Source organism: Gulosibacter sp. GYB002, assembly GCF_036577665.1.
Taxonomy (GTDB): domain Bacteria; phylum Actinomycetota; class Actinomycetes; order Actinomycetales; family Microbacteriaceae; genus Gulosibacter; species Gulosibacter hominis.
On record NZ_JARBDD010000013.1, the window covers coordinates 103,419 to 130,381 of the forward strand.

Annotated in this window: 24 protein-coding genes; 4 read left to right on the forward strand and 20 right to left on the reverse strand. The window is 62.8% G+C overall.

Annotation, left to right across the window (positions count from 1 at the left end):
• The first annotated feature begins 27 nt into the window (after positions 1-27).
• Complete coding sequence (locus tag PV375_RS07595) at positions 28-702, forward strand: maleylpyruvate isomerase family mycothiol-dependent enzyme (protein ID WP_332106795.1); 675 nt, start codon at positions 28-30, stop codon at positions 700-702.
• 57 nt (positions 703-759) lie between these two features.
• On the opposite strand, the gene PV375_RS07600 is transcribed toward PV375_RS07595, so the two are convergent.
• The 4 genes from PV375_RS07600 to truB are packed head-to-tail and all read right to left on the reverse strand — an operon-like array spanning position 760 to position 3,610.
• Positions 760-1,737 carry a bifunctional riboflavin kinase/FAD synthetase gene (locus tag PV375_RS07600; protein ID WP_332106796.1) on the reverse strand — a complete coding sequence of 326 codons (978 nt, stop codon included), beginning with the start codon at positions 1,735-1,737 and terminating at the stop codon, positions 760-762.
• Positions 1,734-2,192, reverse strand: a complete 459-nt coding sequence (locus PV375_RS07605) for a hypothetical protein (protein WP_332106797.1) — start codon at positions 2,190-2,192, stop codon at positions 1,734-1,736. The genes PV375_RS07600 and PV375_RS07605 overlap by 4 nt, the downstream gene beginning before the upstream one ends.
• A gap of 12 nt (positions 2,193-2,204) precedes the next feature.
• A complete protein-coding gene (locus PV375_RS07610) occupies positions 2,205-2,582 on the reverse strand; it encodes a hypothetical protein (protein WP_201517098.1) in 378 nt (125 codons plus the stop codon).
• Positions 2,579-3,610 (reverse strand): tRNA pseudouridine(55) synthase TruB, encoded by a 1,032-nt coding sequence (gene truB, locus PV375_RS07615; protein ID WP_332106798.1) that lies wholly within the window; start codon positions 3,608-3,610, stop codon positions 2,579-2,581. Before truB ends, PV375_RS07610 begins: the two co-directional genes overlap by 4 nt.
• Before the next feature lie 78 nt (positions 3,611-3,688).
• Here truB and PV375_RS07620 point away from each other — a divergent pair, with 78 nt between their 5' ends.
• A complete protein-coding gene (locus PV375_RS07620) occupies positions 3,689-4,771 on the forward strand; it encodes a ketopantoate reductase family protein (protein WP_332106799.1) in 1,083 nt (360 codons plus the stop codon).
• Complete coding sequence (locus tag PV375_RS07625; protein ID WP_332106800.1) at positions 4,768-5,715, forward strand: A/G-specific adenine glycosylase; 948 nt, start codon at positions 4,768-4,770, stop codon at positions 5,713-5,715. Before PV375_RS07620 ends, PV375_RS07625 begins: the two co-directional genes overlap by 4 nt.
• A gap of 93 nt (positions 5,716-5,808) precedes the next feature.
• Here PV375_RS07625 and rbfA read toward each other — a convergent pair whose 3' ends face one another.
• From rbfA to dxr, 14 genes are all read right to left on the reverse strand, one after another.
• On the reverse strand, positions 5,809-6,240 hold the full coding sequence (gene rbfA / locus PV375_RS07630) for a 30S ribosome-binding factor RbfA (protein ID WP_332106801.1): 432 nt from the start codon (positions 6,238-6,240) through the stop codon (positions 5,809-5,811).
• Complete coding sequence (gene infB / locus PV375_RS07635) at positions 6,233-9,130, reverse strand: translation initiation factor IF-2 (protein ID WP_332106802.1); 2,898 nt, start codon at positions 9,128-9,130, stop codon at positions 6,233-6,235. The genes rbfA and infB overlap by 8 nt, the downstream gene beginning before the upstream one ends.
• A gap of 75 nt (positions 9,131-9,205) precedes the next feature.
• Positions 9,206-9,508 (reverse strand): YlxR family protein, encoded by a 303-nt coding sequence (locus PV375_RS07640; protein ID WP_332106803.1) that lies wholly within the window; start codon positions 9,506-9,508, stop codon positions 9,206-9,208.
• 50 nt (positions 9,509-9,558) lie between these two features.
• Positions 9,559-10,563 carry a transcription termination factor NusA gene (nusA, locus tag PV375_RS07645; RefSeq protein WP_332106804.1) on the reverse strand — a complete coding sequence of 335 codons (1,005 nt, stop codon included), beginning with the start codon at positions 10,561-10,563 and terminating at the stop codon, positions 9,559-9,561.
• 40 nt (positions 10,564-10,603) lie between these two features.
• Entirely contained in the window at positions 10,604-12,388 is a 1,785-nt protein-coding gene (locus PV375_RS07650; RefSeq protein WP_332106805.1) for a proline--tRNA ligase, read from the reverse strand.
• A gap of 42 nt (positions 12,389-12,430) precedes the next feature.
• Positions 12,431-13,285: a hypothetical protein gene (locus PV375_RS07655; protein ID WP_332106806.1), complete on the reverse strand. Its 855-nt coding sequence runs from the start codon at positions 13,283-13,285 to the stop codon at positions 12,431-12,433.
• On the reverse strand, positions 13,282-14,262 hold the full coding sequence (locus PV375_RS07660) for a vWA domain-containing protein (protein WP_332106807.1): 981 nt from the start codon (positions 14,260-14,262) through the stop codon (positions 13,282-13,284). The genes PV375_RS07655 and PV375_RS07660 overlap by 4 nt, the downstream gene beginning before the upstream one ends.
• Positions 14,259-15,254, reverse strand: a complete 996-nt coding sequence (locus PV375_RS07665) for a vWA domain-containing protein (protein ID WP_332106808.1) — start codon at positions 15,252-15,254, stop codon at positions 14,259-14,261. The genes PV375_RS07660 and PV375_RS07665 overlap by 4 nt, the downstream gene beginning before the upstream one ends.
• Positions 15,245-15,778, reverse strand: a complete 534-nt coding sequence (locus tag PV375_RS07670; RefSeq protein ID WP_332106809.1) for a hypothetical protein — start codon at positions 15,776-15,778, stop codon at positions 15,245-15,247. The genes PV375_RS07665 and PV375_RS07670 overlap by 10 nt, the downstream gene beginning before the upstream one ends.
• Positions 15,765-16,673, reverse strand: a complete 909-nt coding sequence (locus PV375_RS07675) for a DUF58 domain-containing protein (RefSeq protein ID WP_332106810.1) — start codon at positions 16,671-16,673, stop codon at positions 15,765-15,767. Before PV375_RS07675 ends, PV375_RS07670 begins: the two co-directional genes overlap by 14 nt.
• Positions 16,673-17,701: an AAA family ATPase gene (locus PV375_RS07680; protein ID WP_332106857.1), complete on the reverse strand. Its 1,029-nt coding sequence runs from the start codon at positions 17,699-17,701 to the stop codon at positions 16,673-16,675. The genes PV375_RS07675 and PV375_RS07680 overlap by 1 nt, the downstream gene beginning before the upstream one ends.
• 234 nt (positions 17,702-17,935) lie before the next feature.
• Positions 17,936-19,081, reverse strand: coding sequence for a flavodoxin-dependent (E)-4-hydroxy-3-methylbut-2-enyl-diphosphate synthase (gene ispG / locus PV375_RS07685; protein ID WP_201517112.1), 1,146 nt, complete (start codon positions 19,079-19,081; stop codon positions 17,936-17,938).
• Positions 19,082-19,145: 64 nt separating this feature from the next.
• Positions 19,146-20,480, reverse strand: coding sequence for a M50 family metallopeptidase (locus tag PV375_RS07690; protein ID WP_332106811.1), 1,335 nt, complete (start codon positions 20,478-20,480; stop codon positions 19,146-19,148).
• 11 nt (positions 20,481-20,491) lie between these two features.
• Positions 20,492-21,580, reverse strand: coding sequence for a 1-deoxy-D-xylulose-5-phosphate reductoisomerase (gene dxr, locus PV375_RS07695; protein WP_332106858.1), 1,089 nt, complete (start codon positions 21,578-21,580; stop codon positions 20,492-20,494).
• Between the two features lie 146 nt (positions 21,581-21,726).
• On the opposite strand from dxr, the gene PV375_RS07700 reads away from it, so the two are divergent.
• Positions 21,727-22,749 carry an asparaginase gene (locus tag PV375_RS07700; protein WP_332106812.1) on the forward strand — a complete coding sequence of 341 codons (1,023 nt, stop codon included), beginning with the start codon at positions 21,727-21,729 and terminating at the stop codon, positions 22,747-22,749.
• Between the two features lie 23 nt (positions 22,750-22,772).
• On the opposite strand, the gene PV375_RS07705 is transcribed toward PV375_RS07700, so the two are convergent.
• Together PV375_RS07705 and PV375_RS07710 are read right to left on the reverse strand one after the other, a co-directional pair.
• Complete coding sequence (locus PV375_RS07705; protein ID WP_332106813.1) at positions 22,773-25,727, reverse strand: FtsK/SpoIIIE domain-containing protein; 2,955 nt, start codon at positions 25,725-25,727, stop codon at positions 22,773-22,775.
• Positions 25,724-26,938: a DUF4192 family protein gene (locus PV375_RS07710; RefSeq protein ID WP_332106814.1), complete on the reverse strand. Its 1,215-nt coding sequence runs from the start codon at positions 26,936-26,938 to the stop codon at positions 25,724-25,726. Before PV375_RS07710 ends, PV375_RS07705 begins: the two co-directional genes overlap by 4 nt.
• Between the last annotated feature and the right edge of the window lie 25 nt (positions 26,939-26,963).

The window sequence follows — 26,963 nt, forward strand, 5'->3', positions numbered from 1 at the left end:
GCCACAGCATGGTGGTCGGATGCAATAATGAACCGCGTGACCGCCAATACCGCCGATCCCGCCCAGCCATCGAGCTCGCAGCCGTTCTCGCGTCCGCCCGCAAAACTCAGCGGCGACTGGAGCGCGCATATTGCCACCACGCTCGATCGGCTCGCCTTTGCGCTTGCGGGGCTTGATAAGCGGGCGTGGGATGCACCCAGCCGATGCGAACAGTGGCGAGTGCGGGATGTTGTTGGCCACCTTCTCTGGCGCTTGGGTTCAACCAACCGCGAACTGTTCACCAGCGGCCTGGGGGCCACCCTCACGAGCGCCCTCAACCCGAACGCGGCGATCGCCAAGATCGCTATCAAGCTCGGTGATGCTTCCGAGGCCGAGTTGCTTTCAGGGCTCGAAGAACTCTCTGCCGACAAGATCGCCGGTATTGGCCGCAGCACCGTCGTTGAGCTCACCGAGGCGGTGGTGCACGCCTATGACATCACCGATGCACTGGAGCTGCCGCTGCGCTTGAGCCCGCGCTCAACCAGCGCCGTCGCGCTGTCGCGGCTGCGGGTCGGTGGCCGCAACGCAAAGATCGCCAAGAGGCGTTCGCTGCGAGCAATTGACGTCGGCTGGCAGATCGGTAACGGCCCGGCACTCGACGCCACCGCAGCCGAAATCATCATGCACCTGTTCGACCGCACCCGACTCAACCCCGATCAATAGCTGGGCGCGCCCATATCAATACTGGCCGACAGGCACTCGTGTGCTCCAAGCGCCGGCTCAGCAGCCGGCCATAAAACGCCGAGTCTCGAGCGTTTCAGCGCGCATCCGCAGCCGGGTGCGAGTCTCGTCGACATCGTGCCCCATCCGCTCGATGAGCGCCTCGAGGCTGGCGAATTTTTCCATCCCTCGAATCCGCTGCACGAACGCAATATCCACCGATTCGCCGTAAAGATCGAGGTTTACATCCAGTAGATGCGCCTCAACCTGACGTTGCGGCACACCCTCAAATGTTGGATTGTTCCCCACCGAAACTGCGGTGGGATACACCCGGCCGCCGGAACGGAACCAACCCGCGTACACACCGTCGGCCGGAATCAGACCCTCGACCGTGGCCGGGTCGAGATTTGCGGTTGGAAAACCGAGCTCGCGACCGCGCTTTGCCCCGTGCACCACCGTGCCCGACACCACGTGATAGCGGCCAAGCATCTGTGTGGCGAGCTCAACGTCACCGGCGCTCAGTGCTTCGCGCAGCCAGGTTGACGATGCGCGCCGACCTGTTGGGCCGGGAATATCCTCAGGAACGATCACCTCGAAGCCGCGTTCGCGCCCCACGCGCCGCAGGAGCTCGACATCACCCGCTCCCCCGCGGCCAAACCGAAAATCACTCCCCACTATGAGCAGCTCGGTGCCGAGCTGCTCAACAAGCACGCGCTCGATGAACTCTTCTGGCGATAGATTCGCCAGCTCACGGGTAAACGGCAGCACGACCGTTGCATCCACACCAAAAGTGGCTATCTGCTCGAGCTGCTGCCGCGGCGACAGGATCGGTACCGGGCAGCGGTCTGGCGCAAAAAGGGCCAGCGGATGTCGATCAAATGTCACCACCACCGCGTGCAGCCCACGCCGGTCTGATTCGGCCCGCACCAGTTCAAGCAGGGTTTGGTGGCCACAGTGCACACCATCAAACTTGCCAATTGTCACCGCAGCGGGATGCAGCGCGGCCGGGAATTCATCGGGTTGGTAAATCGTGATCATATCGTCGACGGCTTCATTCGGGTTGCTGGACGAGATTCAAGGTAGGCGGCTCCAATGAGCGGCAAGACGAGCGGAATGTACAGGTATCCGCGACCAAAGCCGCTCCACACGGTGTCTGCCGGGAAATATTCGGGGTGTACGGCCGAAAGCATACCCACGGTCAGCACCCCGGCGAGCTCAAACCCCACCGCGGCGGCGGCAATACTCTGCCACGATCGGCTGCGGTGTGCCAGCGCTAAGGCGACTCCAGCGAGCAAATACACCGCCGCTGCAACGGCGCTGAGCGTATAGGCAACCGGTGCGGCATCAAAATCGCGCACAATCTGTACGACGCTGCGTCCGGTGGCCCCCACAAAAAGCACGATGTACACCGCAACCAGCACCGGCGACGCCTGTTCCGGGCGGCGCGGTTTACGCGCTGCCGCGGTTTCGGTAGTTTTCGCAAATACGCCCAAACTACTGCCCCGCTATCCCAATAGTGGCGCGTTGCCGAGCCAGATCTGCTGCATCCGAAACACCATCACCGAGGCCGAAAGCGCCGCGATGCCCAGCACCGCATTTGCCCAGCGGCCACGATCGATAAGCGCCCACAGGATGCCCCCGAGCGGGAAGATCACCAGCGCCACCTGGTACATCCAAAACTCCAGGCCATCGCCGAGACAGACATTGCCCCACAGCGGCGCCACAATCGCGAGCACCAGCTGTACGAGTGCGAGCAGCGCCACCACCGCCACCGAACCGGCGGTGAAATCGCCCGGAGGTCGATTGCGGAACGCCTGCACCAGGCAAATGATGCCGGCGAGGGCCCCAATCCCAAACTGGAGCCACGTGTACCACTCGATCATGCGCTGCCTCCGTCACGCTGCGGAAAATTCATCAGTGTTTTTGTACGTCCGGCCCGGATTTCTACCAGCCCGATTGGTTCCCCTGCATCCGTGAGCGCGGCCACGGGCGTACCGGCTGGCAGATCGGCGATTGTCAGCGTTGATAGCGGCTGCTCGGCGGCGGTTTGCGGCGCGATGACCGCGGCCGGTGCGGGGATGCGCTGGCCGTTACGCAGCGCTCTGGCTCGGTCGGCATCGCAGCGCATTTGCGGAAACCTACGAACCAGCAGTTCGGTGGGTGATAGCAGTGCGGCAGCCAACCGTCGTGCCTCATCGGTGCTCGCTTCGCTATCGGGCGCGGGACGCTCAGCGGCAAGCGCGGCCGCATCCGCAATGTGGAAGCTGCCTACGCTGGCACGCCGCAGCAGACACACGTGTGCGGGAACACCGAGTGCCCGACCAAGGTCACGACCGAGCGCCCGAATATAGGTGCCCGAAGAGCACGACACGCGCACATCCACATCCACAATCGCTTGACCGTCGGCCTCGCCATGGGTGACGCGGCGCACTTCCAGCTCGTGAATCGTCACCCGCCGCGATATCAATTCGACCTGTTCACCCTCGCGAACGCGCTGATAGGCGGGTTTACCATCAATTTTGATGGCCGATACGGCACTGGGCACCTGATCAATTTCACCAATAAACTGCGGCACCACACCCTGCACCTCGGCGGGCGTGATTGCCACAATGTCTTCCCGGTCGGCAACTTCGGTAATTTCACCGTCAGCGTCCTCGGTGTCGGTGGCGATGCCGAGCCGAATGGTTGCCTCATACTCTTTGTCGTCGCCAATGAGATACGTGAGCAGGCGGGTCGCATCCCCCACCCCAACCAACAACAGGCCGGTTGCTGCGGGGTCGAGCGTGCCGGCATGACCGACCTTGCGGGTACCCAGGGCTCGGCGAACTCGAGCCACGACATCATGGCTGGTAATACCGGCCGGTTTGTCGATGAGGAGCAGGCCGTGCGGGCCGGTTGGTGACGAAGACATACTGTTCCCGAGTCTACCGTCAGGGCGGCCGTAGCGGGTGCGGCAGCAGCTATCCGGGCGGCCCGATAGGCTGACCGGATGCGAACGAGCATTATCGGAGTTGGCGCGGTGGGCGGGGCCCTGGCCGCACTATTCGATCGTGCCGGGCATGAAATCACCGCCATTGTTCGACCCGAAAGCGCCAGTGCCGCAATAATCCAGCGCGATGGCCTGCGCCTAAGTGGCGCGCGCGGAACGCATCTTGCGCGGATACGAGTTGTCCACGAGCTGCCCAAAAACACCGAGCTAGTCATCGTGGCCACCCGCACCTTTCAAACCGATGCGGCACTCCAGGCCCATGCCGCACGGCTCGGCCCAGCCGGATTGCTTGCGAATGTGCCGGTCGTAATCGCACAAAACGGCTTGGATGGCCCACAGCGAGCTGTCACCGCACTGCACCGTGACGATAGCGGCGGTGTTTTTGGTGCGCTGGCACTGTTTCCGGCCACCCAGCGAGCCCCCGGCGACACAGTATTGACCGGCGACGGCCGAGTCTGTCTGGCGCCAGCTCGACCCCAGGATTTTGCCACCGCCAAGCAGCTCGCCTCGTTTTTTGACGATGCTTTCCCCACGCTCGCGCTGCCGCGACTATATCCGGCTCTGTGGAGCAAGCTACTCGTCAACCAGGTCAACGCCCTACCGGCCATTACCGGCAAGAGCGTGCAATTTACCTGCCGCCATCCGCTTACTTCCGCGATTCTGGCCCGCTCGCTCACCGAGGCGGTCGCGGTGGCGGATGCGCACGGCATCCGCTGCATTAATATCGGCGTGTTGACGCCCGCCCACACGAGCATGATTCGCGCGGGTGAGGCGCTCACCGTGGTGCGCTCGCGATTGGCGACAGCCTTTGGGGTGCGCCCCAACCCGGCGTCGACGCTGCAGGCAATCCGCCGCGGTCAGCCCACCGAGATCGACGATCTTAATGGTGCGGTTGCGCGGGCCGCGGCCCAGGCGCGGCTTCCGGCGCCGGTGAACGCGGCGCTCACCGCACTCGTGCACGAGGTGAGCCGCAGCGGGCGGCATCTAAGCCTCGCCGAGCTACGGCGTCGGATGGCGAAGCTCGGCGGCGCTGACCGTGCAGGGGCTGTTGCTGAGTGTGGAGGGGCTACGCTGCCACAATGACCGATAACCCACTGGTGACCGCGGTGATCGACTGGTATCGCTTCGACCACCGCGATTTTCCCTGGCGCGATCCTGATGTGACGCCCTGGGGCATTTTGGTGAGCGAGGTCATGTCGCATCAGACGCAGATGTCGCGGGTCACGTCCCGCTGGCTAGAGTTCATGCGGCGCTGGCCCACCCCGGCAGCGGCTGCCCAAGCATCGGATGCCGAGATCCTGCGGGTGTGGGACCGGCTCGGCTACCCGCGTCGAGCGCTGGCGCTGCGCCAGTGCGCGGTAGCCATTGTTGAACGGCACGATGGCGAGATACCGGCCGATCGCGAAGCGCTGCAGGCGCTCCCCGGTATCGGCCCCTACACCTCTGCCGCGGTGTGTTCTTTTGCATTCGGGATGCGCGTGCCGGTGGTCGACACAAATGTGCGCCGAGTAATTGCCCGGGCGGTTCACGGCGATGAGGTTGCATGGCGGCCGAATGCGCGCCGTGATGAGGCCGAGATGCTGGCACTACTGCCCCGCGTGGATGCAGACGTGCAGCCCTGGAATGCCGGGGCCATGGAGCTGGGCGCTACCGTGTGTACACAGCGATCCCCTGATTGTGTCCGCTGCCCCATCGCCGAGATATGCGAGTGGCGCGGTGCCGGGTTCCCGTCGCTTCCCGATGCCGAACGCGAGCGGCGGAAGCTTCGGCAACCAAAATTTGCCGGCAGCAATCGTCAGCGTCGCGGCCGCGTGATGGCGATCGCGCGCGGTTCGCACGGTGGTTTTGCCATCGATCAGCTCTGGAATCGCATCCTGCTGGAAACAGATTTTTGTGCCCCGGAAGATTCGGTGCAGCTTGCTCGAGAACGCGAACAGCATCTGGCAGCTGCCACCACGCTAATTGCCGAGGGGATGCTGCAGCAGCGCGGCGATTGGATCTCGCTGCCGGGTGAGCCGGCATCATGAGTGGCCAGGGCGCACAAAAGACGGCGCTCCATAAACGGCCAGTGCCCCGCTCACTCAACTGAGTGACGGGGCACTGCCGTGGGTTCAGCCCCGCTATTCGGCTGCTGATTCGCTATCGCGGTAGGGTTCGGCCTCACCGGCAAACGACTTCCCCTCGCGTTCGCGGGCAACCCGTTCGTCGGCCTCACGTGCCTGCGCGAGCAGGTCATCAATGCGGCCAGCGTTTTCGGGAAGCGCGTCGAGGACAAATTCGATGCTGGGAGTGAGTCGGGTGTTGAGCTGCCGGCCGATTTCCGACCGGATCATGCCCGTTGCCGACTTGAGCGCCGCAGCGGTGCCCTTTCGTTCTTCTTCGGTGCCATAGACCGTGTAGAAGATTGTGGCGTGCTGCAGATCACCGGTGACTCGCACATCCGTGACGGTGACAAAGCCCAGGCGCGGGTCTTTTACTCCCCGCTCAAGGGTTTTTGCCACCAGCACGTGGATGCGTTCAGCGAGTCGAGCTGCGCGTGGATTTTCAGTCACGGGGCTTCTCTACCATCTCAATCGTTTCGATCTCGTCGCCGATCTGGATATCGTCGAACTTGCCGAGGCCGATACCGCACTCAAAGCCCTCCCGGACCTCGGTGACATCGTCCTTGAAGCGGCGCAGTGATTCGATGGCCAGGCCATCTGCCACCACGACGCCCTCGCGAATGATGCGAGCCTTCGCGTTGCGGGTGATCGTTCCCGACTGCACCATACAGCCGGCGATATTGCCCCACTTCGACGAGCGGAAAATCTCGCGGATCTCGGCAACACCCGACTGGACTTCCTCGTACTCCGGTTCGAGCATGCCGCGCAGCGACTTCTCAATGTCTTCGATCGCCTGGTAGATGACCGAGTAGAACCGGATGTCGACGCCCTCGCGGGCTGCACGCTCGCGAGCCTTGGCGTCGGGGCGCACGTTGAAGCCGATGATCACGGCGTTGTCGACAGTGGCGAGCGACACATCCGACTCGGAGATCGCACCCACCGCGCGGTGAATGATGCGCAGCTGTACCGACTCGTCGATTTCGATCTTGAGCAGTGAGTCTTCGAGCGCTTCGACAGCACCAGAAACATCGCCCTTGAGGATGAGGTTGAGCGACTGCACCTTGCCCTCTTCGAGCGCGCGGGTGAAGTCTTCCAGCGACATCCGCTTGCGGGCCTTCGCCAGCTGGGCGTTGCGCTCGGCCGCCTCACGTTTTTCGGCGATCTGGCGAGCGGTACGGTCGTCTTCGGTCACAATGAATGTGTCACCGGCGCGCGGCACCGAGCTGAGCCCCTGCACCTGCACCGGACGCGACGGACCTGCTTCGGTAACGTCGTTGCCATTTTCGTCGAGCATGGCACGTACGCGCCCGTAGGCAGTGCCGGCCACGATCGAGTCGCCGACGCGCAGCGTACCCGACTGGATGAGCACGGTTGCCACCGAGCCGCGACCGCGGTCGAGTTTCGCTTCGATAGCGGTACCGCGAGCGTCACGGTTGGGGTTGGCTTCCAGCTCGAGCGCAGCATCAGCGGTGAGGAGTACGGCGTCGATCAGCTCAGAGATGTTTTCGCCCTTCTTGGCCGAAACATCCACGAACATGGTGTCGCCACCGTAGTCTTCGGCCACCAGGCCATACTCGGTCAGCTGTGAGCGCACCTTCTGCGGGTTGGCGCCGTCAACATCGATCTTGTTGACCGCAACCACGATCGGCACGCCGGCCGCCTGGGCGTGGTTCAACGCCTCAATGGTCTGCGGCATGATGCCGTCGTCGGCGGCGACCACGAGGATCGCGATGTCGGTGACATTGGCACCGCGAGCACGCATGGCGGTGAACGCCTCGTGACCGGGGGTGTCGATGAAGGTGATCGCGCGGCGGACACCCTCGTGCATCCCGGTGACCTGGTAGGCACCGATGTGCTGGGTAATACCGCCAGCTTCACTGGCACCAACATCAGCGCGACGGATTGCATCCAGCAGCGCGGTCTTACCGTGGTCGACGTGACCCATCACGGTTACCACCGGCGGACGCGGCTCCATGTCTTCTTCGTCTTCGACTTCTTCGGCTTCGAGGTCGATGTCGAACTGTTCGAGCAGCTCGCGGTCTTCGTCCTCGGGCGAAACGATCTCGATGCGGTAGCCGAGCTCTTCACCCAGCACCTCAAAAGTTGCTTCGTCGAGCGATTCGGTAGCCGTTGCCATCTCACCGAGGTGGAAAAGCACCGTCACGAGGTCGCCGGGCGAGGCATCAATTTTGTCGGCAAAGTCGGCGATCGATGCGCCGCGGCGCAGCCGGATGCGCGTCTCACCATCACCGTGTGGAACTTTCACACCGCCGATGGTCGGCGCTTCCCGCATCTCATACTCGGCGCGTTTCGCCCGCTTCGACTTGCGCGACTTCGACTTACCGCCGCCGCGACCGAAGGCACCCGCGGTGCCGCCGCGACGTCCGCCGCCACCACCGGGACGACCGCCCGGACGGCCACCGAAGCCACCGGGACCGCCGGGGCCACCTCCGCGGCCACGACCGCCGCCACCTGGGCGACCGGCGTGCTGCGGCTTTTCACCGGGCAGCACTCGCGGCTGACCCGGACGCGGAGCCTGCAACCCGGCTGTGTGCATCCCGGGGCGGGGGCGATTGCCGCCGCGGTTACCACCGGGCTTGGCGCTGAACGGGTTATTGCCCGGACGCGGCGCTGCCTGCTTGCTCGAGAAGGGGTTATTACCCGGACGCGGGCCGCGCGGACGGGGCATATTGTTGGGTCCGGGCTTGGGTGCGCCACCGGCGCCGGGCTTGGGCGCACCGGGCTTCGGAGCTGCACCCGGTTTCGGCGCGTCGGCCTTGGGCGCTGCTGCCGGCTTCGGTGCAGCATCCGGCTTCGGTGCTGCGGCCGCAGGCTTAGCGGCGCGCTTCGACGCCGGTTTCGGTTCTGCCGGGGTGGGCGTGGGGGTTACTCCCGAACGAGTGGGTCGGGGTGCAGCACCGCGTCCCGGCTTCGGGCCGGGGGTCGGGGTGGGCTTCACACCCGAGCGCTGCGGCCGAGCACCGGGGGTCGGGGTGGGTTTCACGCCCGAGCGCGGAGCCGGTTTCGGGGCCGCAGGCTTTGTGGTCTTGCCCGCTGCGGGCTTTTTCGCTGCTCCGGCAGCGCCGGGCTTAGCGGCCGGTTTAGCTGCGGGGGTCGCCGATTTGGCGGCGGGCTTGGCAGCGGTCTTCTCGCCCGCTGCATCGCCGTCTGCCTGTGCCGCACGCTTCGCGAGCTCGTCGCGCAGTCGACGCGCGACGGGCGGCTCAACGCTGGAAGATGCGGTTTTTACAAACTCGCCCATCTCCTGCAGCGTTTGCAGGGCGACTTTCGATTCGACGCCCATCTCGGCGGCGATCTCATGTACGCGTGGTTTTGCCACTGTTCTCCTTCACCGGGTCTGATCCCCGGTGGGGAGCAGACCGTTTAACGTCGGTTGTGTCTCATCGTGAGCCACTCATGACTTGTCCATGGTCCGTTCAACCTTTGCTGTCGCGTCGTCGGCTGATTCCGACGACAGTTGACTGATGTACGCACGCAGTTCGTGATCGTCGAGAGTATTCACTCGCAAAGCACGCCGCCAGGCACGCTTCTCAAGTGCGGCTCTCACGCAATCCGCGGACGGATGCAACCAAGCGCCTCTTCCCGGAGCCGAGGCCGATGTGTCTATCACCAGCCGATTTTCGGCCACCACCACTCGTGTGAGTGCAGATCTTGGGGCGCACGATCGGCATCCAATACACGTTCGCACCTGACCCATACTACCCCTCGGTGCTGGATATTTCCGGACACCGAGCGGTAGCGGTCGAGTTATTCGTCGTCTTCGAGGATGCTGTCGGGCTGAATATCGATGCGCGCACCGGTCAGTTTGGCGGCCAGGCGGGCGTTCTGCCCCTCCTTGCCGATCGCCAGCGAGAGCTGAAAATCGGGAACGAGCGCGCGAACCGCCTTCGCCTTTTCATCGAGCACGAACGCACTCGACACCTTTGCGGGGCTGAGCGCGCTGGCCACAAATGTGGCCAGATCGGGGCTGTAGTCAACAATGTCGATTTTTTCACCCGCGAGTTCGTTCGTCACCGCGCGCACTCGAGCGCCGAGCTCGCCAATGCAGGCACCCTTGGCGTTAATACCCGGCTGGTTGGCGCGCACCGCAATTTTGCTGCGGTGCCCGGCTTCGCGGGCTACCGACACGATTTCGACCAGCCCGCTTGAGATTTCTGGCACCTCCAGCTCGAAAAGTTTGCGCACCAGCGCCGGGTGCGTGCGCGACACGGTGATCTGCGGACCGCGCTTACCGGTACCACGCTCGACCTTGGTGATAAAAACCCGCATCCGGTGCCCGTGCGGATAGGCCTCGCCCGGCACCTGCTCTTCGGGCGGCAAAATACCCTCGACGGTACCGAAATCAACGTGAATCATGTTCGGGTTCGGCCCCTGCTGAACAACACCTGCAACGATGTCGCCCTCCCGAGCCCGAAACTCACCGAACACCCGGTCGTCGCCGATATCGCGCATCCGCTGAGTGATGACTTGTTTGGCTGCCGTCGCAGCGATGCGGCCGAAGTCTTCGGGATGCTCGATCGCCTCACCGATGACGTTGCCCTCATCGTCGAGTTCAGGAACGAGCACATTGATCTCACCGGTCTGCCGGTCGAGCTGGACGCGCGCACCCTTTGGCGGCTCAATGCCGAGTTCCTGGGTGGCGTGCTTCTGGTAGGCCGTCAGGATGGCCTGTTCAATAATGCCGGCCAGCTCGGCCTGGGGGATTTCCCGCTCTGCCTCAAGCAGCCGCAGCACTGCGAGATCGATCTTCATGTGTTCGCTCCCCTATTCAAATATGTTTGTTGTGAACCGCCTATGCTACCTGACGTCGCTCGAGCAGTGCCGCGATTGCCTCATCAGCGGGCATTTCGGTGCGCTCGTTAGTGCGCCGGTTCCAAAGCTCGACGATTCCATCGCCGGCTTTTTTACCGGCGATGATGATCCACGGCATGCCCAGCAGCTCGGCATCGCCGAACTTCACGCCGGGTGAGGTTTTGACCCGATCGTCTACGAGCACCTCGAGCCCGGCTGCATCCGCTTCAGCAGCCAGTTTTTCAGCGAGCTCGATCGGCTCATCACCCTTACCGGTGGCAACAATTTGCACGTCGAACGGCGCCACCGACTCGGGCCAGATAAGGCCGCGGTCGTCGTGGTTCTGTTCGGCGATCAGTGCCAGGTTGCGGGTAACACCAATGCCGTACGAACCCATCGTCACCGTGACGAGTTTGCCGTTGGGGTCGAGCACCTTCAGCCCGAGTGCCTCGGCATACTTGCGCCCCAGCTGGAACACGTGACCGATTTCAGTGCCGCGCTGCGTGGTGATCGCCCCTGCCCCGCCTGGAGCAGGGTCGCCATCACGCACTTCGGCGGCTTCAATACGGCCATCGCAGCTGAAATCGCGGCCAAGCACCAGCGAGGCAACGTGGTGATCGACGCGGTTGGCGCCGACGATCCAGTTTGATCCCTCACCGATGCGCGAATCAACAAAATACGGGATGCCGGTGATCGATTCGGCGCCAAAAAACTGCTCCCCGTCACGCCACGGTCCGATAAATCCCTTCACAATTTCGGGATGCGCGGCAAAGTCGGCCTCGCTAGCCGGCTCAACCTCGCGCGGCTGGAAAGCGACCTCGAGGCGCTTCATATCGACCTCGCGGTCACCCTCGAGGGCGATCACGGCGAGCTCACGGTTGCCATCGTGATCCACGAGCGCCACCACAATGTGCTTCAGCATGTCGGCAGCAACCCAGTCGCGTCCCTCGGGGTGCGGGTGGTTAGCGTTCGCCCAGTCAACGAGCGAGTCGATCGTGCCCGCACCCGGGGTCGCCACCACATTCGCTGCCGCATCCCCGCTGGCGTCTCGAGCCGGCGCCGTAGTGGCGGTGTAGGCCTCAACATTGGCGGCATAGCTACCGTCTGCGCTACGCACAAAAATGTCTTCACCAACCGGGGTGGGGTGCAGGAATTCCTCCGACTTCGATCCGCCCATAGCGCCCGAGTCGGCGGCCACAATGACGTATTCGAGCCCGAGCCGGGTGAAGATGCGCTCATAGGCGTCACGCTGACGCTGATAGCTCTCGTCGAGTCCCTCATCCGAGTAGTCGAACGAGTACGCATCCTTCATCGTGAATTCGCGGCCGCGCAAAATACCGGCGCGTGGCCGAGCTTCATCGCGATATTTATCTTGAATCTGATAGATCGTCAGCGGCAGGTCTTTGTATGACGAATAGAGGTCTTTCACCACCGAGGTGAACGCTTCCTCGTGCGTTGGTGCCAGCACCATCGGCACATCCTTGCGATCGGTGAGCCGGAACATGCCGTCGCCGTAGTCGTCCAGACGCCCGGTGGCCTCATATAGTTCGGCCGGCAGCAGCGCAGGGAAAAGCATCTCTTGAGCACCGGCGGCGGTCATCTCTTCGCGCACGATCTGCTCCACCTTGCGCCGCACCCGCAACCCCAGCGGCAGCCAGGCGAAAACGCCCGGTGCTTGGCGGCGGATGTATCCGGCCCGGACGAGCAATTTGTGGCTCGCAACTTCGGCATCTGCAGGGTCATCGCGCAGTGTGCGCACGAACAGCGTAGAAAGACGTTCAATCACGGGTGTAATGCTACCCGCAGCGATGAGTGGTCACCGTAACCGCTACCAGGGTTTGTCGGCTCCGCCCCCAAAGCGATTGCCGTCGAGCTCATCCTCACGCTGATCGCGGTTGTCTTCGAGGTCTTGTTCGATCTCGTCAAGCGCATCGGGGTTCGGGTCACCGGGTTGCCGTTTGTCTTTGCCGCCGTCTTCTTCCGGCTGCGGCTGGGGTGGCGACTGCTGTTCGAGTCGGCGAATTTTTTCGCGGATGCGCGGCTCGCTCTCGCGCAGTGATCCCGTCGCGGTCGAGTCGGCACAGGTGGGGTCGGCTTCGGTGATCACCTTGAGCGCTTCGACATAGTGCGCGTGCGCGTTTTCAAAATCGGCTTTGAAATAGGCATCGTCGCCCTGAGACTCGATAGTGATCGCAAGGTTTGCCCGAATTGGGCACTGTTCTCGCGGCTGCGCCAGACCGAGTGCGCTCTCAAATGCCGCGCGAGCCTCATCGTAGGCTTCCGCTGCCAACAGACTCGTCCCGGTGTTGTAGTCGGCCTTCCAGGTCTCAACGACATTGAGCCAGTGCAGCTGCGAGGAGGTGTTGAGCGCGCCCTCAAAGTTGCTATCGGCATACTGCGCGGTCACCACACTGGCGGCGATATGCTGCGCGATCAGCTTGCATCCGATAAGCCCCATCGCGGCAGCCAGCGGTACCGCCACGAGCACAAGAATGCGCCGCTGACGACGACGGCGACGTTCTGCTATCAGGAGGCGCTCTCGGCGGTCGGCATCGCTTTCGCGCAGCTTCGTGAGCGCCGCCACGCGACGATCGAACTCGTTCTGGGTGCTCTGGCCAGTCTGCTCGCTCTGGTCAGTCTGCTCGCTCTGGTCAGTCTGCTCGGCCATATTTTTGCGACTCATTCCGACACCACTTTCGCCGCCGCAAGTTCGCGCTGCTGCCGCACCAACCAACCACATTCAACGAGCATCCAACCGGCTGCCACCAGTGCAAACACCCAGTAAATCGGGAAGGTCGTCACTCCCCCGCGCTGTGTGGCACCTTCGCCGCGAGCCGGGTCAATATCCGCCGCTTCCGGTTCACTATCAGCGTCGCGAAGTTCATATTCAATGCCAAGGTCATCGGCAATGTCTTGCAGATTCGCCTCATCAATCGTCGAAATTCCCTCCTGGCCATTGCGGTCGCGGATATAGTCGCCGCCGCTATAGGGATCAGAATCGCGCATCCGGCCCCCCTGTTCGGTGCCATAACCAAATACTCTGCCGCCCTGGATGAGATCGGCCGAGCCGCGATACCGTTCGGGTGTGGTGTCGGAAGTGATCTCGCCATCCCCCAGGTAATAGACCACGCGCATCCGTTCCGGGTTGTAATCGATCGCATTATTGAGCACCTGTTGCAAAAGCTCAGCTCCGGCACCGATTGACGAGCCTTGACTGCGACCGGATGGCTGCGGTTGCGCCAATTGCATCGCTTTGGCGAGCGCCGTCGTATCAGTGGTAAAGGGCAGCCGGTATTGGGCTTCGCTATCAAATGTGATCAGCGCGAACCGCGCCCCCGCGTGCCGCAGCGCCAGCTGTTCAATATCGCTGCGCATCCCGGCCAGCCGCGGTTCGCCGTCGTTCCAGTCTTCGGCGCCGGCCGAGCCGCTGAGGTCGACCACAAACACCACATCGAGTTCGGTGTTCGCGGCATTGGTCGCCACCGACCCAACGCACGGGCGCAGCGCCGCGATCAGCACCGCACACACCAGCAGTAGCCGCCCAAGCCACATACCCCGACCATCTTTCGCGGCCGCACGCATCCCGACCAGCACCAGTGCCACCAGGCCGATGCCGATCAGTAGCAGCAGTAGCGGATGCACGAGCGGATTGAGCGTCATAGTCGCGACCTCCAGACCATCGTCAGATAGATCGCCGTACCTCCCAGCAGCAACCACAGCCAAACTTCGGGCCGGTCGGTGATGGTCAGCTGCGGGGCACCGCGAATGAGGCTTGTCTGTTCAGAGGTGATGGTGTCAACGATGGTGTCGACCTGGGTGCCGTCAGTGAGCGCGAAATACGTGCCGCCATTGTTTTCGAGCGAGATTCGATACTCTTCGGCGTAGGCGTCCTGGTTTTCGTTGGCGTCGAGCCCGTACACCGAAATCGAATTATGGCGCGCGTATTGCAGCGCTTCGGGAAGGGTGACCGTCTGTTCCCCATTCACCTGGTTGTCGGTGGCGAGAATGATCGACCGCGAGCGGCCGTCATCGATCGGTTCTTCATCGGTAGACGGCGCCGCCCCCTCAAACTGCATCACGCACGAGGCCAGGCCATCGCCCACGAGCGAAGCGCCGGGTTTTTCGAGGGTGCCAACATTGACGAACTCGGAATAACCACCCGACTCCATTGCGTCACGCATTTGCTCAAGCTGTTCTTTCACAAATGCGTAGTCGTCGGTGAGCGGAAAAATCGGCACCGCCGACGAGTTCCACACCACCAGCGACATTCGTTCGCCATCGAAGCCCGGCAGCATCTCGAGATAGCGGTCGATCACCTTCGCGTCGTAATCAACCATCGATCCCGATACATCCAGGCACAGCACAATATCGCGGTTATATTTTTCGGGCGTCACCACGTTCGTGTACACCCAGCGAGCCCCGCCAATCGTGGCAACGCCGAGACAGAGCACTGCGGCGATAAGCGCGAACCAAACCCGTTTGGAAGCGCCCCGCACCGCCCGCTCATACTCGGGTAGCCGTGTCAGACGCTCCGAATTGGCGATCGGGGTGCCCGTTTTTCGGCGACCTGTCCTGCGCAGCTGCTGACTGATGACCACGGCCACCAGCAGCGCCAGCACGACTACCGGCACCCACCACAGCACTAGTGACATCCCGACATCACCTGCCTGGCGGCTCGCACCGACTCATCAAAGTTTTCGGGCGGCTCGGCGGCAAACACCGCCGGATAAAATTTCGCCACCGCATCGGCTGTGCCCCGCAGCGGTGACTGCTGCAGCTGCCTGAGCGTCATCTTGTCGGCGGGGATACCAGTTATGGCGGCGACATATTTTCGCACCGCATGCGAGAGTTCCTCGGTGGCTTCGCGCTGACCGAGTTCGCCATGTCGAGCCCGCTGTTCGATCGCATCCACGCGCTCGGCCAACTGCTTTTGTAGCGTCGCGGGGTCGGCCGGGTGCGCATTGGGATGCTGGCGCACTGAGCGTGTTTGCCGTCGCGTGAGCAGCGTGGTCACCAAAAAATAGGCGATGATCAGCGCCACTAGCAGCAGCCCCAGCAGCAACCACACCGGCGAGTATCCGGTTGGAGGCATCGGCGGGCTCGGTGCCGGCCAATCGTCATCGGGTTTCAGCAGCGGCACCAACGCCAGGTTCAGAACGAGACTAGTGCCGGTCATACTGCCTCGTTTTCAACATCTCGAGCAATTTTGGTGCCACCTCGTCACGGCGATCGATGCGCGTATACGAGGCGCCTGCGCGACGCAGCAGCTGCAGCAACCGCTCGTTGCGCTGGTCGCTGGCACGTACCACGGCCTCGGCAAGCTCGGCATCCCCCTGCAGCACCCGCGGCAGTGCCCAAAACCCGGCCACATCAAAACTCCCCTGCCGGCGACTGTTTTCTAGCCCCATCGGGTGCGCATCAGCCAGTTCAACCCACAGCAATTCGTGCTGATACGACAGCGTGGCGATGAGCTCTTCGAGTTCGCTACTCATAACCACCTCATCAGCGACCACCACAAGTAGCGAGCGCTGCCGCTCGCGGTCGCGCACCTGCCGAAGTAGTGCCAGCAGGTCACTATCAGCGGTGTCGGACCCACTATCCCTGTGGATGCGTCCCAGTAGCCGCTCGAGTTCGCCCTCCCCAACGCGGAACGGGAACCGTTCGTTTCGGCGCGCATCCACCACCAGCGCCCCGACCTCGTCGCCGTGTTGCAGCGCAAGCCAGCCCAAAATGCCCACGGCCTCGACTGCAAGATCAGCTTTTCGCTCTCCGGCGGCCGATACCGCACCGAGATTCCGGCCGCCCGCAACCGCGAATAGCAGACGGTGCCGCCGCTCGGCGCCATAGCGACGCACCATGATCGCACTGTGGCGGGCGCTGGCCCGCCAGTCGATATCGCCAACCTCGTCGCCGGGCTGGTAATCACGCAGATCATCAAAATCTAGGCTGCGGCCGCGATGCATTGATGCGTACTGCCCCTCGAGCAGATGCACCACCGGACGCCGGGCACGCACATAAAGCCGTGATTTCACACGGCTCAGCAGCGATTGCGACTCAACTTGCACGGACACTACGGAGTCCGGATCGCCCCGAGAACCGCATCAACATAGTGGTCGGCTGTCACACCCGTGGCCGCTGCTTCATAGCTGAGCACGAGCCGGTGCCGGAGCACTCGCGGCGCAATCGAACGCACATGCTCTGGAAGCACCTGCGCGCTGCCCTCGATCAGTGCCAGGGCGCGGGCGCCGGCACTCAGCGCGATAGCCGCTCGCGGTGACACTCCGACCTCGAGCAGGCGGGCGAGCTCTGGCGGCAAATACTGTTCGATGTGCCGGGTTACATAGGTTATCGACACGATGTATTCGGTGATTGCCGGGTCGATGTACACGCGCTTCACCAGTTCTTGCAGCCGCTGCACATCGTCGAGTGTGGCAACCGGGTTTGGTTCGGCGGCAAACCGCCCCTCATCGATGCGTCTCAGCACTTCGGCTTCCTCAGCAGGCGTGGGATAGTCGAGCACGTCCTTCAGCATGAAGCGGTCGAGCTGCGCTTCAGCAAGCACATAGGTCCCTTCCTGCTCGATCGGGTTCTGGGTGGCGATAACCATGAACGGCTTTGGCAGCGGATACTCCACGCCACCGATCGTGGTCTGCCGCTCCTGCATCGATTCGAGCATCGCCGACTGAGTTTTGGCGCTCGACCGGTTAATTTCGTCAAGCAGCACGATATTCGCGTGCACCGGCCCCAGCTGGGTGCGAAACTCGCCATCGCGGGCGTCGTAAATCTGGCTGCCAATAATGTCGCTTGGTAGCAGGTCGGGTGTGCACTGGATGCGGTTAAAGCTGCCGTCAACTGCCGCGGCAATTGTTTCGGCCGCGGTAGTTTTTGCCAGCCCCGGCACCGATTCGAGTAGCACATGGCCACCGCAAATAAGCCCCACCAGCAGCGACTCGCCGAGCCGCCGTTGGCCAACAACCCGCTCTGAGAAGGCCTCGGCAATCCGTGAAATCGTTTCGGACGATTCCGCAAGTTCGGCTTCGCTAAGCGAGTTGGCCGCTGCCTGGCGATCCGGCTGTGCTAACTGCTGCGGCGGCAGCATCGGTAGTGGCCGGTTCAGCTGTTGCGGCTGATGCGTGGGCTGCGGCAACGGTTGCGGTTGTCCCCACCCTGGCTGCGTTGGTGATGTCTGACCATATGCTCCCTGAACCTGCGACGCTCCCCCCGCTTGTGGCACCTGCCCCGGTCGCGCAGGCGGCGGTGGCCCCTGCCACTGCTGCTGGTATGCCGAAAAAGCGCCGTTGGGAAGTTCAGAGGGCGAATGCATGCGCCCAGGTTACGCGATGATTTCTGGTGAGCCTTCAGACCCCGGTGGCATTTCGGCGGCAATGCGCTCAGCCTCTGCGATGAGGGTCGGTACGATCTCCGATTCAGGCACGGTTTTGATGACCTCGCCCTTGATGAAGATCTGTCCCTTACCGTTACCCGAGGCGACCCCAAGGTCGGCTTCGCGAGCCTCGCCCGGACCGTTCACAATGCATCCCATTACCGCGACGCGAATCGGGACGGTGAGGTGCTTCAATCCCTCTTCAACCGAATTGGCGAGGGTGTAAACATCCACCTGCGCGCGGCCGCAGGACGGGCACGAAACAATTTCGAGCTTGCGTTCGCGCAGATTGAGCGAGCGCAGAATCGCCAGCCCCACCTTCACCTCTTCAACCGGTGGAGCCGAGAGTGAAACGCGAATTGTGTCGCCAATTCCGTCGCCCAGCAGCGAGCCGAATGCCACCGCCGATTTGATGGTGCCCTGGAAGGCGGGCCCGGCCTCGGTCACACCGAGGTGCAGCGGCCAGTCGCCGCGCTCTGAAAGCATCCGGTATGCATTAACCATGACCACCGGGTCGTTGTGTTTCACCGAAATACCGAAGTCGTGGAAGCCGTGCTCTTCAAACAGGCTCGCTTCCCAAACCGCCGACTCAACAAGTGCTTCCGCGGTGGGCCGACCATATTTTTGCAGCAGCGACGGCTCGAGCGAGCCCGCGTTGACACCGATTCGCAGTGCCACACCGGCATCCGACGCAGCCTTGGCGATCTCACCGACCCGGTCGTCAAACTTACGAATATTGCCCGGGTTTACGCGCACCCCGGCGCAACCGGCATCGATAGCCTGGAAAACATAGTTCGGCTGGAAGTGAATATCCGCGATCACTGGAATCGGGCTCTTTTTCGCGATGATCGGCAGCGCCTCGGCGTCATCCCGGCTGGGCACAGCAACGCGCACAATATCGCAACCAGCGGCCGTTAGTTCGGCGATCTGCTGCAAAGTGGCGTTGATGTCGGTGGTCGGGGTGGTGGTCATCGACTGCACCGTAATGGGCGCATCGCCCCCGACATACAGCGAGCCGAGTTTCACCTTGCGCGTCTTGCGGCGCGGGGTGATGACTTCGGGGACCTTGGGCATACCGAGATTTACTGCAGACACGCTACGAGTTTACGACGGTACTGCCTGACAGACTGCACCGACTCGGTGCGCCCCGTCACGAAGGCTACTCAAACAGCCGGATGGGGTTGACGATATCCGTGAAGATGAACAGCGCACCAATCACCATCAGCAGCCCCGCCACCACGATCGTGACCGGCAAAAGTTTTGCCGAGTCGAACGGTGCTGGCTCGGGGCGGCGCAGCAGACGCGCCCACCACTTGCGCAGCCCGTCCCACAGCGCCGCGGCAATATGCCCGCCATCAAGCGGCGGCAGCGGAATCAGGTTCATCAACCCGAGCGCAACGTTCACAGAGCCGACCATGCCGATCATGGTGGCGGCACGATCGGCGATCGACACATCGTGCAGCTGCGCGATCTGACCGGTAATCACCCCGACACCGACCACGCTCACCGGCCCATTCGGATCGCGTTCGGCGCCAAGGAAGCCGGCCTGGAACATCTCAACCACCCGCTGCGGCATAGTGATGATCACGTTCACCACCGCGCGCGACTGCTGCACAAACATTTCACCGGCGTAGAGGGGCGATTCGTGCACCTGCTCGAACCGCGAACCGAAGCCCACAAAACCGACCGTTTCGAGCACCGGGTTCCCGGCGTCATCCTTCACCTGGCTACCGGTGACCTCGTCAAAAACATAGCGCTGAGTTGGTTCGGGCCGCAGCACGGTCTCATGAATTACGCCCTCGCGCGTGTACTGGAGTTTGAGGTCTTTACCGGCTGACTCGCGAATGATCTGCTGCATGTCATCCCACGAGTCGAGGTTTTCAGAGTCAATCTTTACCAGGGTGTCGCCGGGGCGCAGCCCCGCAGCGTATGCCGGAGACGGTGTCTCGCACGAGTCGGGATCGGCGGTTGTTTCTTGGCCGGCCGGAACCACGCAGCGGTACACCGATTCAAGCGTCAGCGATGGCTGATTCACACCGAACCCGGTGGCGACGATCACAAAACAAATGATGGCGACGATGAAATTCATCAGCGGCCCGCCAAACATCACCAGCAACCGCTGCCACACCGGCAAGCGGTAGAACGCACGATGCTCTTGGCCGGGCGGAATTGTTTCGGCCGATGCCTGGCGACCATCCTCGATGAATTGCGAGAGGATCCCGGTGCCTCGCGCCTTGGCCTTCTCGCCCGGTGCCGGCGGGTACATGCCGATCATCTGCACGTATCCGCCAAGCGGAATCGCTTTCACACCGTATTCGGTCTCACCACGTTTTGTTGACCAGAGCGTCGGGCCAAACCCGATCATGTATTGCGTGGTCAGCACATTAAAACGCTTCGCGAAGTACAGATGCCCGCATTCGTGCAGCGCAATCGACAGCGCGATACCGAAAATCGCGATGAGGATTCCAATAATGAACGCAATGACATCAATCACAGCGTTCAACCTTAAACCGCAATGATCCGGGCCGCCTCGGCACGCGCCCAGCGCTCGGTTTCGGCCAGCGACTCGCGGGTGATCTCACCCGATGCTGGCTGATAGCGGTCAACCACCCGTGCCACTGTGTCGACGATCTCGACAAAGCCCAGCGCGCCCTCGTGGAATGCATCCACACACACCTCGTTCGCGGCATTGAACACCGCCGGGTATCCCCCGCCAGCTTCACCAACCCGAGCCGCCAGCTGCAGTGCCGGGAAGGTCTCGTGATCGGGAGCTTCAAAAGTCCAGGTGTGTGCGCTTGTGAAATCAACCGGCGGCACTGCATCCGGCACACGTTTGGGCCAGTCGAGCGCCAGCGCGATCGGCAACCGCATATCGGGATTCGACACCTGCGCCAAAATCGAGCCGTCAACATACTCGACCATCGAGTGAATCATCGATTGCGGATGCACCACCACATCGATCTGCGAAAACGGGATGTCAAAAAGCACATGGGCCTCGATAACCTCCAGCCCCTTATTAACGAGAGTGGCCGAGTTTGTGGTCACCACCCGTCCCATATCCCACGTGGGATGCGCAAGCGCCTGCGCCGGGGTTACTTCGCGCAGCTGTGCCCTTGTTTTCCCTCGAAATGGGCCGCCGGAGGCCGTGAGAATGAGCCGCCGCACCTCGGACCGGCGGCCGCCGCTGAGACACTGCGCTAGAGCCGAGTGCTCAGAATCAACCGGAACGATCTGGCCGTGCTTCGCGAGCCTGCGCACGAGCGGCGCCCCGACGATGAGCGATTCTTTATTGGCTAGTGCCAAAGTACGACCGGTTTCGAGCGCGGCCAGTGTCGGCCCCAGCCCCACCGACCCGGTAATACCGTTCACTACCACATCGGCGTCCACATCCCGGACAAGCTGCTCGGCCGCATCCGCACCCAGCGCGGTGTGTGCCGCGGGCACGTTGAATTGCGCCGCCTGTTCGGCGAGCTGTTCGGCGTTGCGTCCGGCGCTGAGCGCCACCACCTCGAAGCGATCGGGGTTTGCCCGCACAATATCGAGGGTCTGGGTGCCGATCGAGCCGGTTGATCCGAGCACCACTACGCGACGCAGCTGTTCAGTCATGACACATACGTTAGCGCCGCCGAGGCCGTAGCATGGCTGACAGTGTGCTTGCGGTGGCAAAACCCTGCGTGTTCGGGTCGCCTGGAAGCGAATGATTTTTGTAGTAGAGCTGTGTCTGAGGAGGCGGTGTCACGGTGGGACGTTCGGGAACTTTCATTGCAGCGGATGCGGTGGAGCTTGCGACGGTTTCGCGCGGCGGCTTCATTGAGTCGCGGCATATCGGCTCGGCGGCGGTGGTTGACGGCGAGGGCGAACCGATCGCCCTCATCGGTGACACTTCGACACCAGTGTTTCCGCGTTCGACCATGAAATTTTTGCAGACGCTGGCCGCATTGGATGCGGGTGCTCCGCTTGACGGTGAGCATCTGGCGATCGCCTGCGCCAGCCACTCCGGCACCCCCCTGCACGTGGCGCTGGTGCGAGATATTCTCGGCCGCGCGGGGCTGGATGAGACTGCGCTGCAGTGTCCGCCCGCCTGGCCCGCCGACCGCGCCGCCCGCGACGCGCTGATTCGATCTGGTGAACCGAACGCCCCGATCTATATGGAATGCTCGGGTAAGCACGCGGCGTTTCTTGCCGCCTGCCGTGAAGCGGGATGGCCCACCGACAGCTATCTCGACCCCGAGCATCCTCTGCAGCGTCGAGTCGCTGAAACCGTGGGCCGATTTGGTGGTGGACGTATCGACCACACCTCGGTTGACGGTTGTGGCGCCCCGGTACACACCATGCCGCTGGTTGCGTTGGCGCGCAGTATGGCGCGTTTCGCCACCGCGCAAGAATCGTCGCCGTTCGCGATATTCCGCCACGCAGCACAGATTCGGGATGCGGTGATTGCCCATCCGACCGCGATGTCGGGTGCCGGCCGCCCCGATACCGTGTTGATCGAACAGCTCGGCATCATGGCAAAGTTTGGTGCCGAAGGGGTGTATGTCGCCGCCACCCGCGAAGGTGTGTCGGTGGCGTTGAAATATCTCGACGGCACCGGTCGCGGTGCACCGCTGGTGGCGCTCCAGCTGCTCGTCGCGGCGGGCGCCGTTGCGCCGCAACAGGCCGAGCAGGTGCTGCCGCATCTGGGCCTGGAGGTGCGTGGTGGTGGCCGCGTGGTCGGGCACGTGAATGTGGGTGCCGGTGTTCCTGTCGAGCTTCCCGCTCGCTAGTTTTGATCGCGGTTGTCGGCCTGTCATTTGCTTGGCCGGTTCGTTTCGGTCGCCGACTGGTCTGTTACGCCGGTTTCGCTCCAATCGGCTTCACAAAACTGCCACGGTAATCCATCGCGCAATCGCACCCGGCGAAATTTGCCGTTCGGAGTGCGCCACAGCCCGTATTCATGCGGGTCGAGGATGGGTGGCGGTAGCGGATCATCACGCAAAAATGTTCGCCACTGCGCCGGGTCAACACCGATTGCGAGCACCGGCCGCTGCTGTGATTCTCGAGCCAGCGCCCCGTAGGTGCCCTGCCACTGCTCGGGGTCTCCGATGAGTACTCGGGCACCGGTTACCACTCGCACCTGCTCGCCCGGCGCTGCTGGCATGGCCGCCCCGGGTTTTGGCACCCCGCCGACATCGTGGCCAGCCGCCGCAAACCACTGTGATAGCCGATCGGTTTGGCGTGCCACCACGATGCAGCCGGATTCCGGCACCTCAAATAAACTATGTCGTAGCACCGGCGCTCGTTGTTGCAATTCCGTTTCGCTGTGGCAGCTGTGTACCTGCACCAGCAGGTCGTGCCATCGGCCGCGGCCGGGCATAAAATGCCCGCTGAAATGACGGGTTTCACCCCCGTTCAGCAGCCACTCCTGTTTTGAGTGCGTTGCTAGCCGCAACACTGCGCTCATGAGTGACCCCAGTCGCTGTAGTGACCCGTTAAGCCGCGTGCTGGCAAACACCACACTGTGGCCGCCCGGCTGCCGAAGTAACCGGGTGATGCGGTCAAGCAGTTCGGTGCGATGCGGTTCTTCAAGCTGCTGTTCAAGCGCATCCAAATCATCGATAAGTAGCAGGTCGCCGGCCGCACTGGCGGTTGGTAACTGGTCCAGAAGCTCGTAGACATTTTCGGCGCTGTGCCCCACCCAGCGCACCGGCCGCCGCGCCGCGGCCGCCGCACGCGCCATACTCGCCAGAGCAGTCGACTTACCCGACCTCGGCGCTCCCACAATAAAGGCGTGGTCACCCGGTCTCGGTAGGTCGAGCTGCCACTGCAGCTGCTGCTCGGGTTGGTCGGCGGTAGCCCAAGTGGTGCCGCGCTGCGGAACATCCTCGCCGAGTGCTGGCTGCCAGGGGCGCACTATTTCGGGTAGGCACTCACTGCGTCGACGATGGTTTTCGCGGGCCGCAACCTCAGCAATATCCACCGAGCTCGCTCGTGCCACTTGCGCGGTGCCAACGCTGCCGCTACCAATGCGATAGAGCATGCGACCACGCGGGGTGATGGGCAATTCGGCCGCATTTTCAATACCGAGAAGCGTGCGTGAATCAATGGGCTGTTCCACTCGAAGGCTCAGGCGCAGGGCACAGTTTGCCAAAAGTGATTCGCGAAACACCCCTGTGGGCCGCTGCGTGCACAGCACCAGGTGGATGCCGAGGCTTCGGCCTCGCGACCCAATATCGGCGAACACTTCGGTGAGCTGCGGGTGGTCGGTCACAAGCGCCTGGTATTCATCGACAAATACCACCAGCCGCGCAAGCCGCCCCTGCGCCTCGGCAATATCGCGCACGCCCAGCTGCCGCAGGCAGTGCTCGCGGCGTTTGAGTTCTGCCTGCAAGCTGGCGAGAACGCGCAGCGCTTCGCCCTCATCGAGATCGGTGACAATACCCACGCAGTGCGGCAATTGCTGCACCGCATCGAAGGTCGCCCCGCCCTTGAAGTCGAGGCAGAGAAACTGGCAGGAATCGGCGCTGTAACGGTCGGCAAGCGCGGTGACCCAGGCCACCAGCAGCTCGCTTTTCCCCGAACCGGTGGTACCGCCGATAACCGCGTGGGGTCCGTCACGCACCAGGTCAATTACCAGCGGCCCGGATGCTGCCATCGCAAATTGCGCCGCGAGTTCAGCGGCGCTCGATCCCGCTCCGCTGCCGCACAGCATCGGGTTTAGCTCGCAGCTGTCGGGAATCGCAGCCTGACGTTGATCCGTCTGGCGTTGCGCCGGCACCACAACCCGCTGCAGCCACTGGCGAAGTTCGAGCACCCCGATTGTTTCGGCGCGTGCCGCCACCCGTTTGCCATCGGGCCACTGCACCACGGCGCTGCCATCGGCGCGCACCATCAGGCTCACTGCATCCGGTAACGCACCGCTGGCGGCAATCAAAATCGGTTCGGATGCATCCGGTCGATAGTGCCGCTGCCAGTTCACCCGCACTCCCCAACTGCGCAGTTGCTGCGCCAGTGGTTCGAACGCCTCGCCCGCAAGATTGATCATCTTGCCGGGGTCGTGATGGGCTCGCTGCACGATTAGCGCATATGCGGCGCCGTACATGACCGACTCGGCACCGGTCACCGCAATGGGGGCTGCGGTCACCGCAAGTGGTGCCCCCGAAAATTGCTGAGCTGCGCGCCGCACCCGTTCGCAATCGGGGTCGTCTTGACCACTACCTTCGATTCGCAGCTCGCTCGGCACGGTCGTGGTTCCCACAACCACAGCGCCTTCGGTGTTCGGCAGCAGCTCGCAGGTCAGTAGATCGCGGGCAAGCGGATGCGCAGCACGGGCTCGGGCGCGAAGCCGTTGGTGTGCAGCAACCACTTCTGTCTCGACACGCTCGAGCTCGGCTTCGAACTCGGCACGTTTACGCCGCATCCGGCGCCGGCCACCGATTTTTCGGTCGAATGACTGGGCCAGCATCAGCACCGGCCCGAAGAGCATGAACATGAGCAAATACGGGCTGCCGATAACGAGAAATAGCGTGAACCCAAGCACCATAGGCGCGATCATCGCGATTGCGGGAAGCTGCTGCGGTTCAGGAGGTACCGGTGCACTCGGAAGCCGGATGGGTGGTTCCACCGCGGCCGCCGGTGTTTCGGCAACCATGCCTTCGGCTGGCTGCTCGTGGTGGTGAAGCAGCACCAGTTCAGTTTCGCTAGTGGGCGGCTCGAACTCGGCTGTGGCCGGATGCACTCGAGTAGCTGCTGCGGGCACGGTCACGTCAGCGGGTCGTTGGCGATCAGATCGTGCAGGTCAGCATCGCGCACTCCGCCGGCACATCCGGTGCTGCCGATCCAGCCGGGCAGCACCGCCCGCGCGCACAGGTCATCAATTTCGATGGCGAGCGGGTGCGTCTGATCGCTCCGCAGCACCTGCTGTGCGTAATAGTCGGCGGCGGTGAGGTTTCCGCTTGCCCAGTGTGTCCAGGCCAGCACTGACAGCACATCGCCGCGTCGGTCATTTTCGAGATGCGCGGCCAGCTGTCGCAAAAGTCGCGTTGCCCGCTCACAGCGGTCGAGATCAACCGCTTCAATAGCCACCCGGTCGATGGCTGCCTGCAAAAAGTCGCTGGCGGCTGACCACTCCGAGGCTTCGCCGGTGTGTGGCGCATCGTCTTCGCGGCCGCACTGGAACCCCTGTGTCCACCACCCCTCGAACGCAGCGTCTCCGACGCAGCCATGCGGTCGGCCCCGCTGTGCCCTCGAGTGCAGCAAGTAAACCGCGAGCAGCTCGTTCACCGCCTCTGGGCCGTATCCGATGTGGTGCAAGAGCAGACCGGTAAGCGCGACCGAGCGCATCCCGCTGACGACCACCGCCAGTCGCAGCACATATTCGTCGAGTTCTTCAACCGCTGCGGCCAGCTCGAGTTCATCCCAGGTTTCGAGAAGCTCAAATGGATGCAGGCGCGGCATCACCTCGTCAACCATGTGCAACAGTTGAGCGAGTTCGTCACGTGCTTCGACAGCCGCAGGTTGAATTTCCAGTCGCGCTGTTGGCGACTGTGCCAGCAAATCGAGGTCGTGTTGCAGGCTTTCGATCGTGCCGCTTCGCGAGCCACCATATTCACACCAGCCATCGGAGGCGTGCACCAATACGGTTGCCACCTCGATAGCGGTCACATCACAGACCGCGATCAGCGCCGTGATGAGTTTTTCGTAGGGGGGTTCATTGAGCCCGAGCGGGCGGTGCGTATAGATCGCGATTGCGACCTGGGTAATGTCGTGGAAGCGGGTAAGTTTTGCGGCAACCGCGGCCGCATACATTTCAAATTCGTGTTCGTATGCGGGCAGGTCGATACGCATCACAGCACCACCGTATTTTTCGCTAAACGGCAGTACGACGAGCGATTCGACGGGCATGAACCCGCACAGTTCGGGGATTGTGGTCAGGACTTCAACGGGGTTGCGGAGGGTTCGAGTGTTGCTGTTCATGGCAGCAAAGCTAGGTGCCCGCACA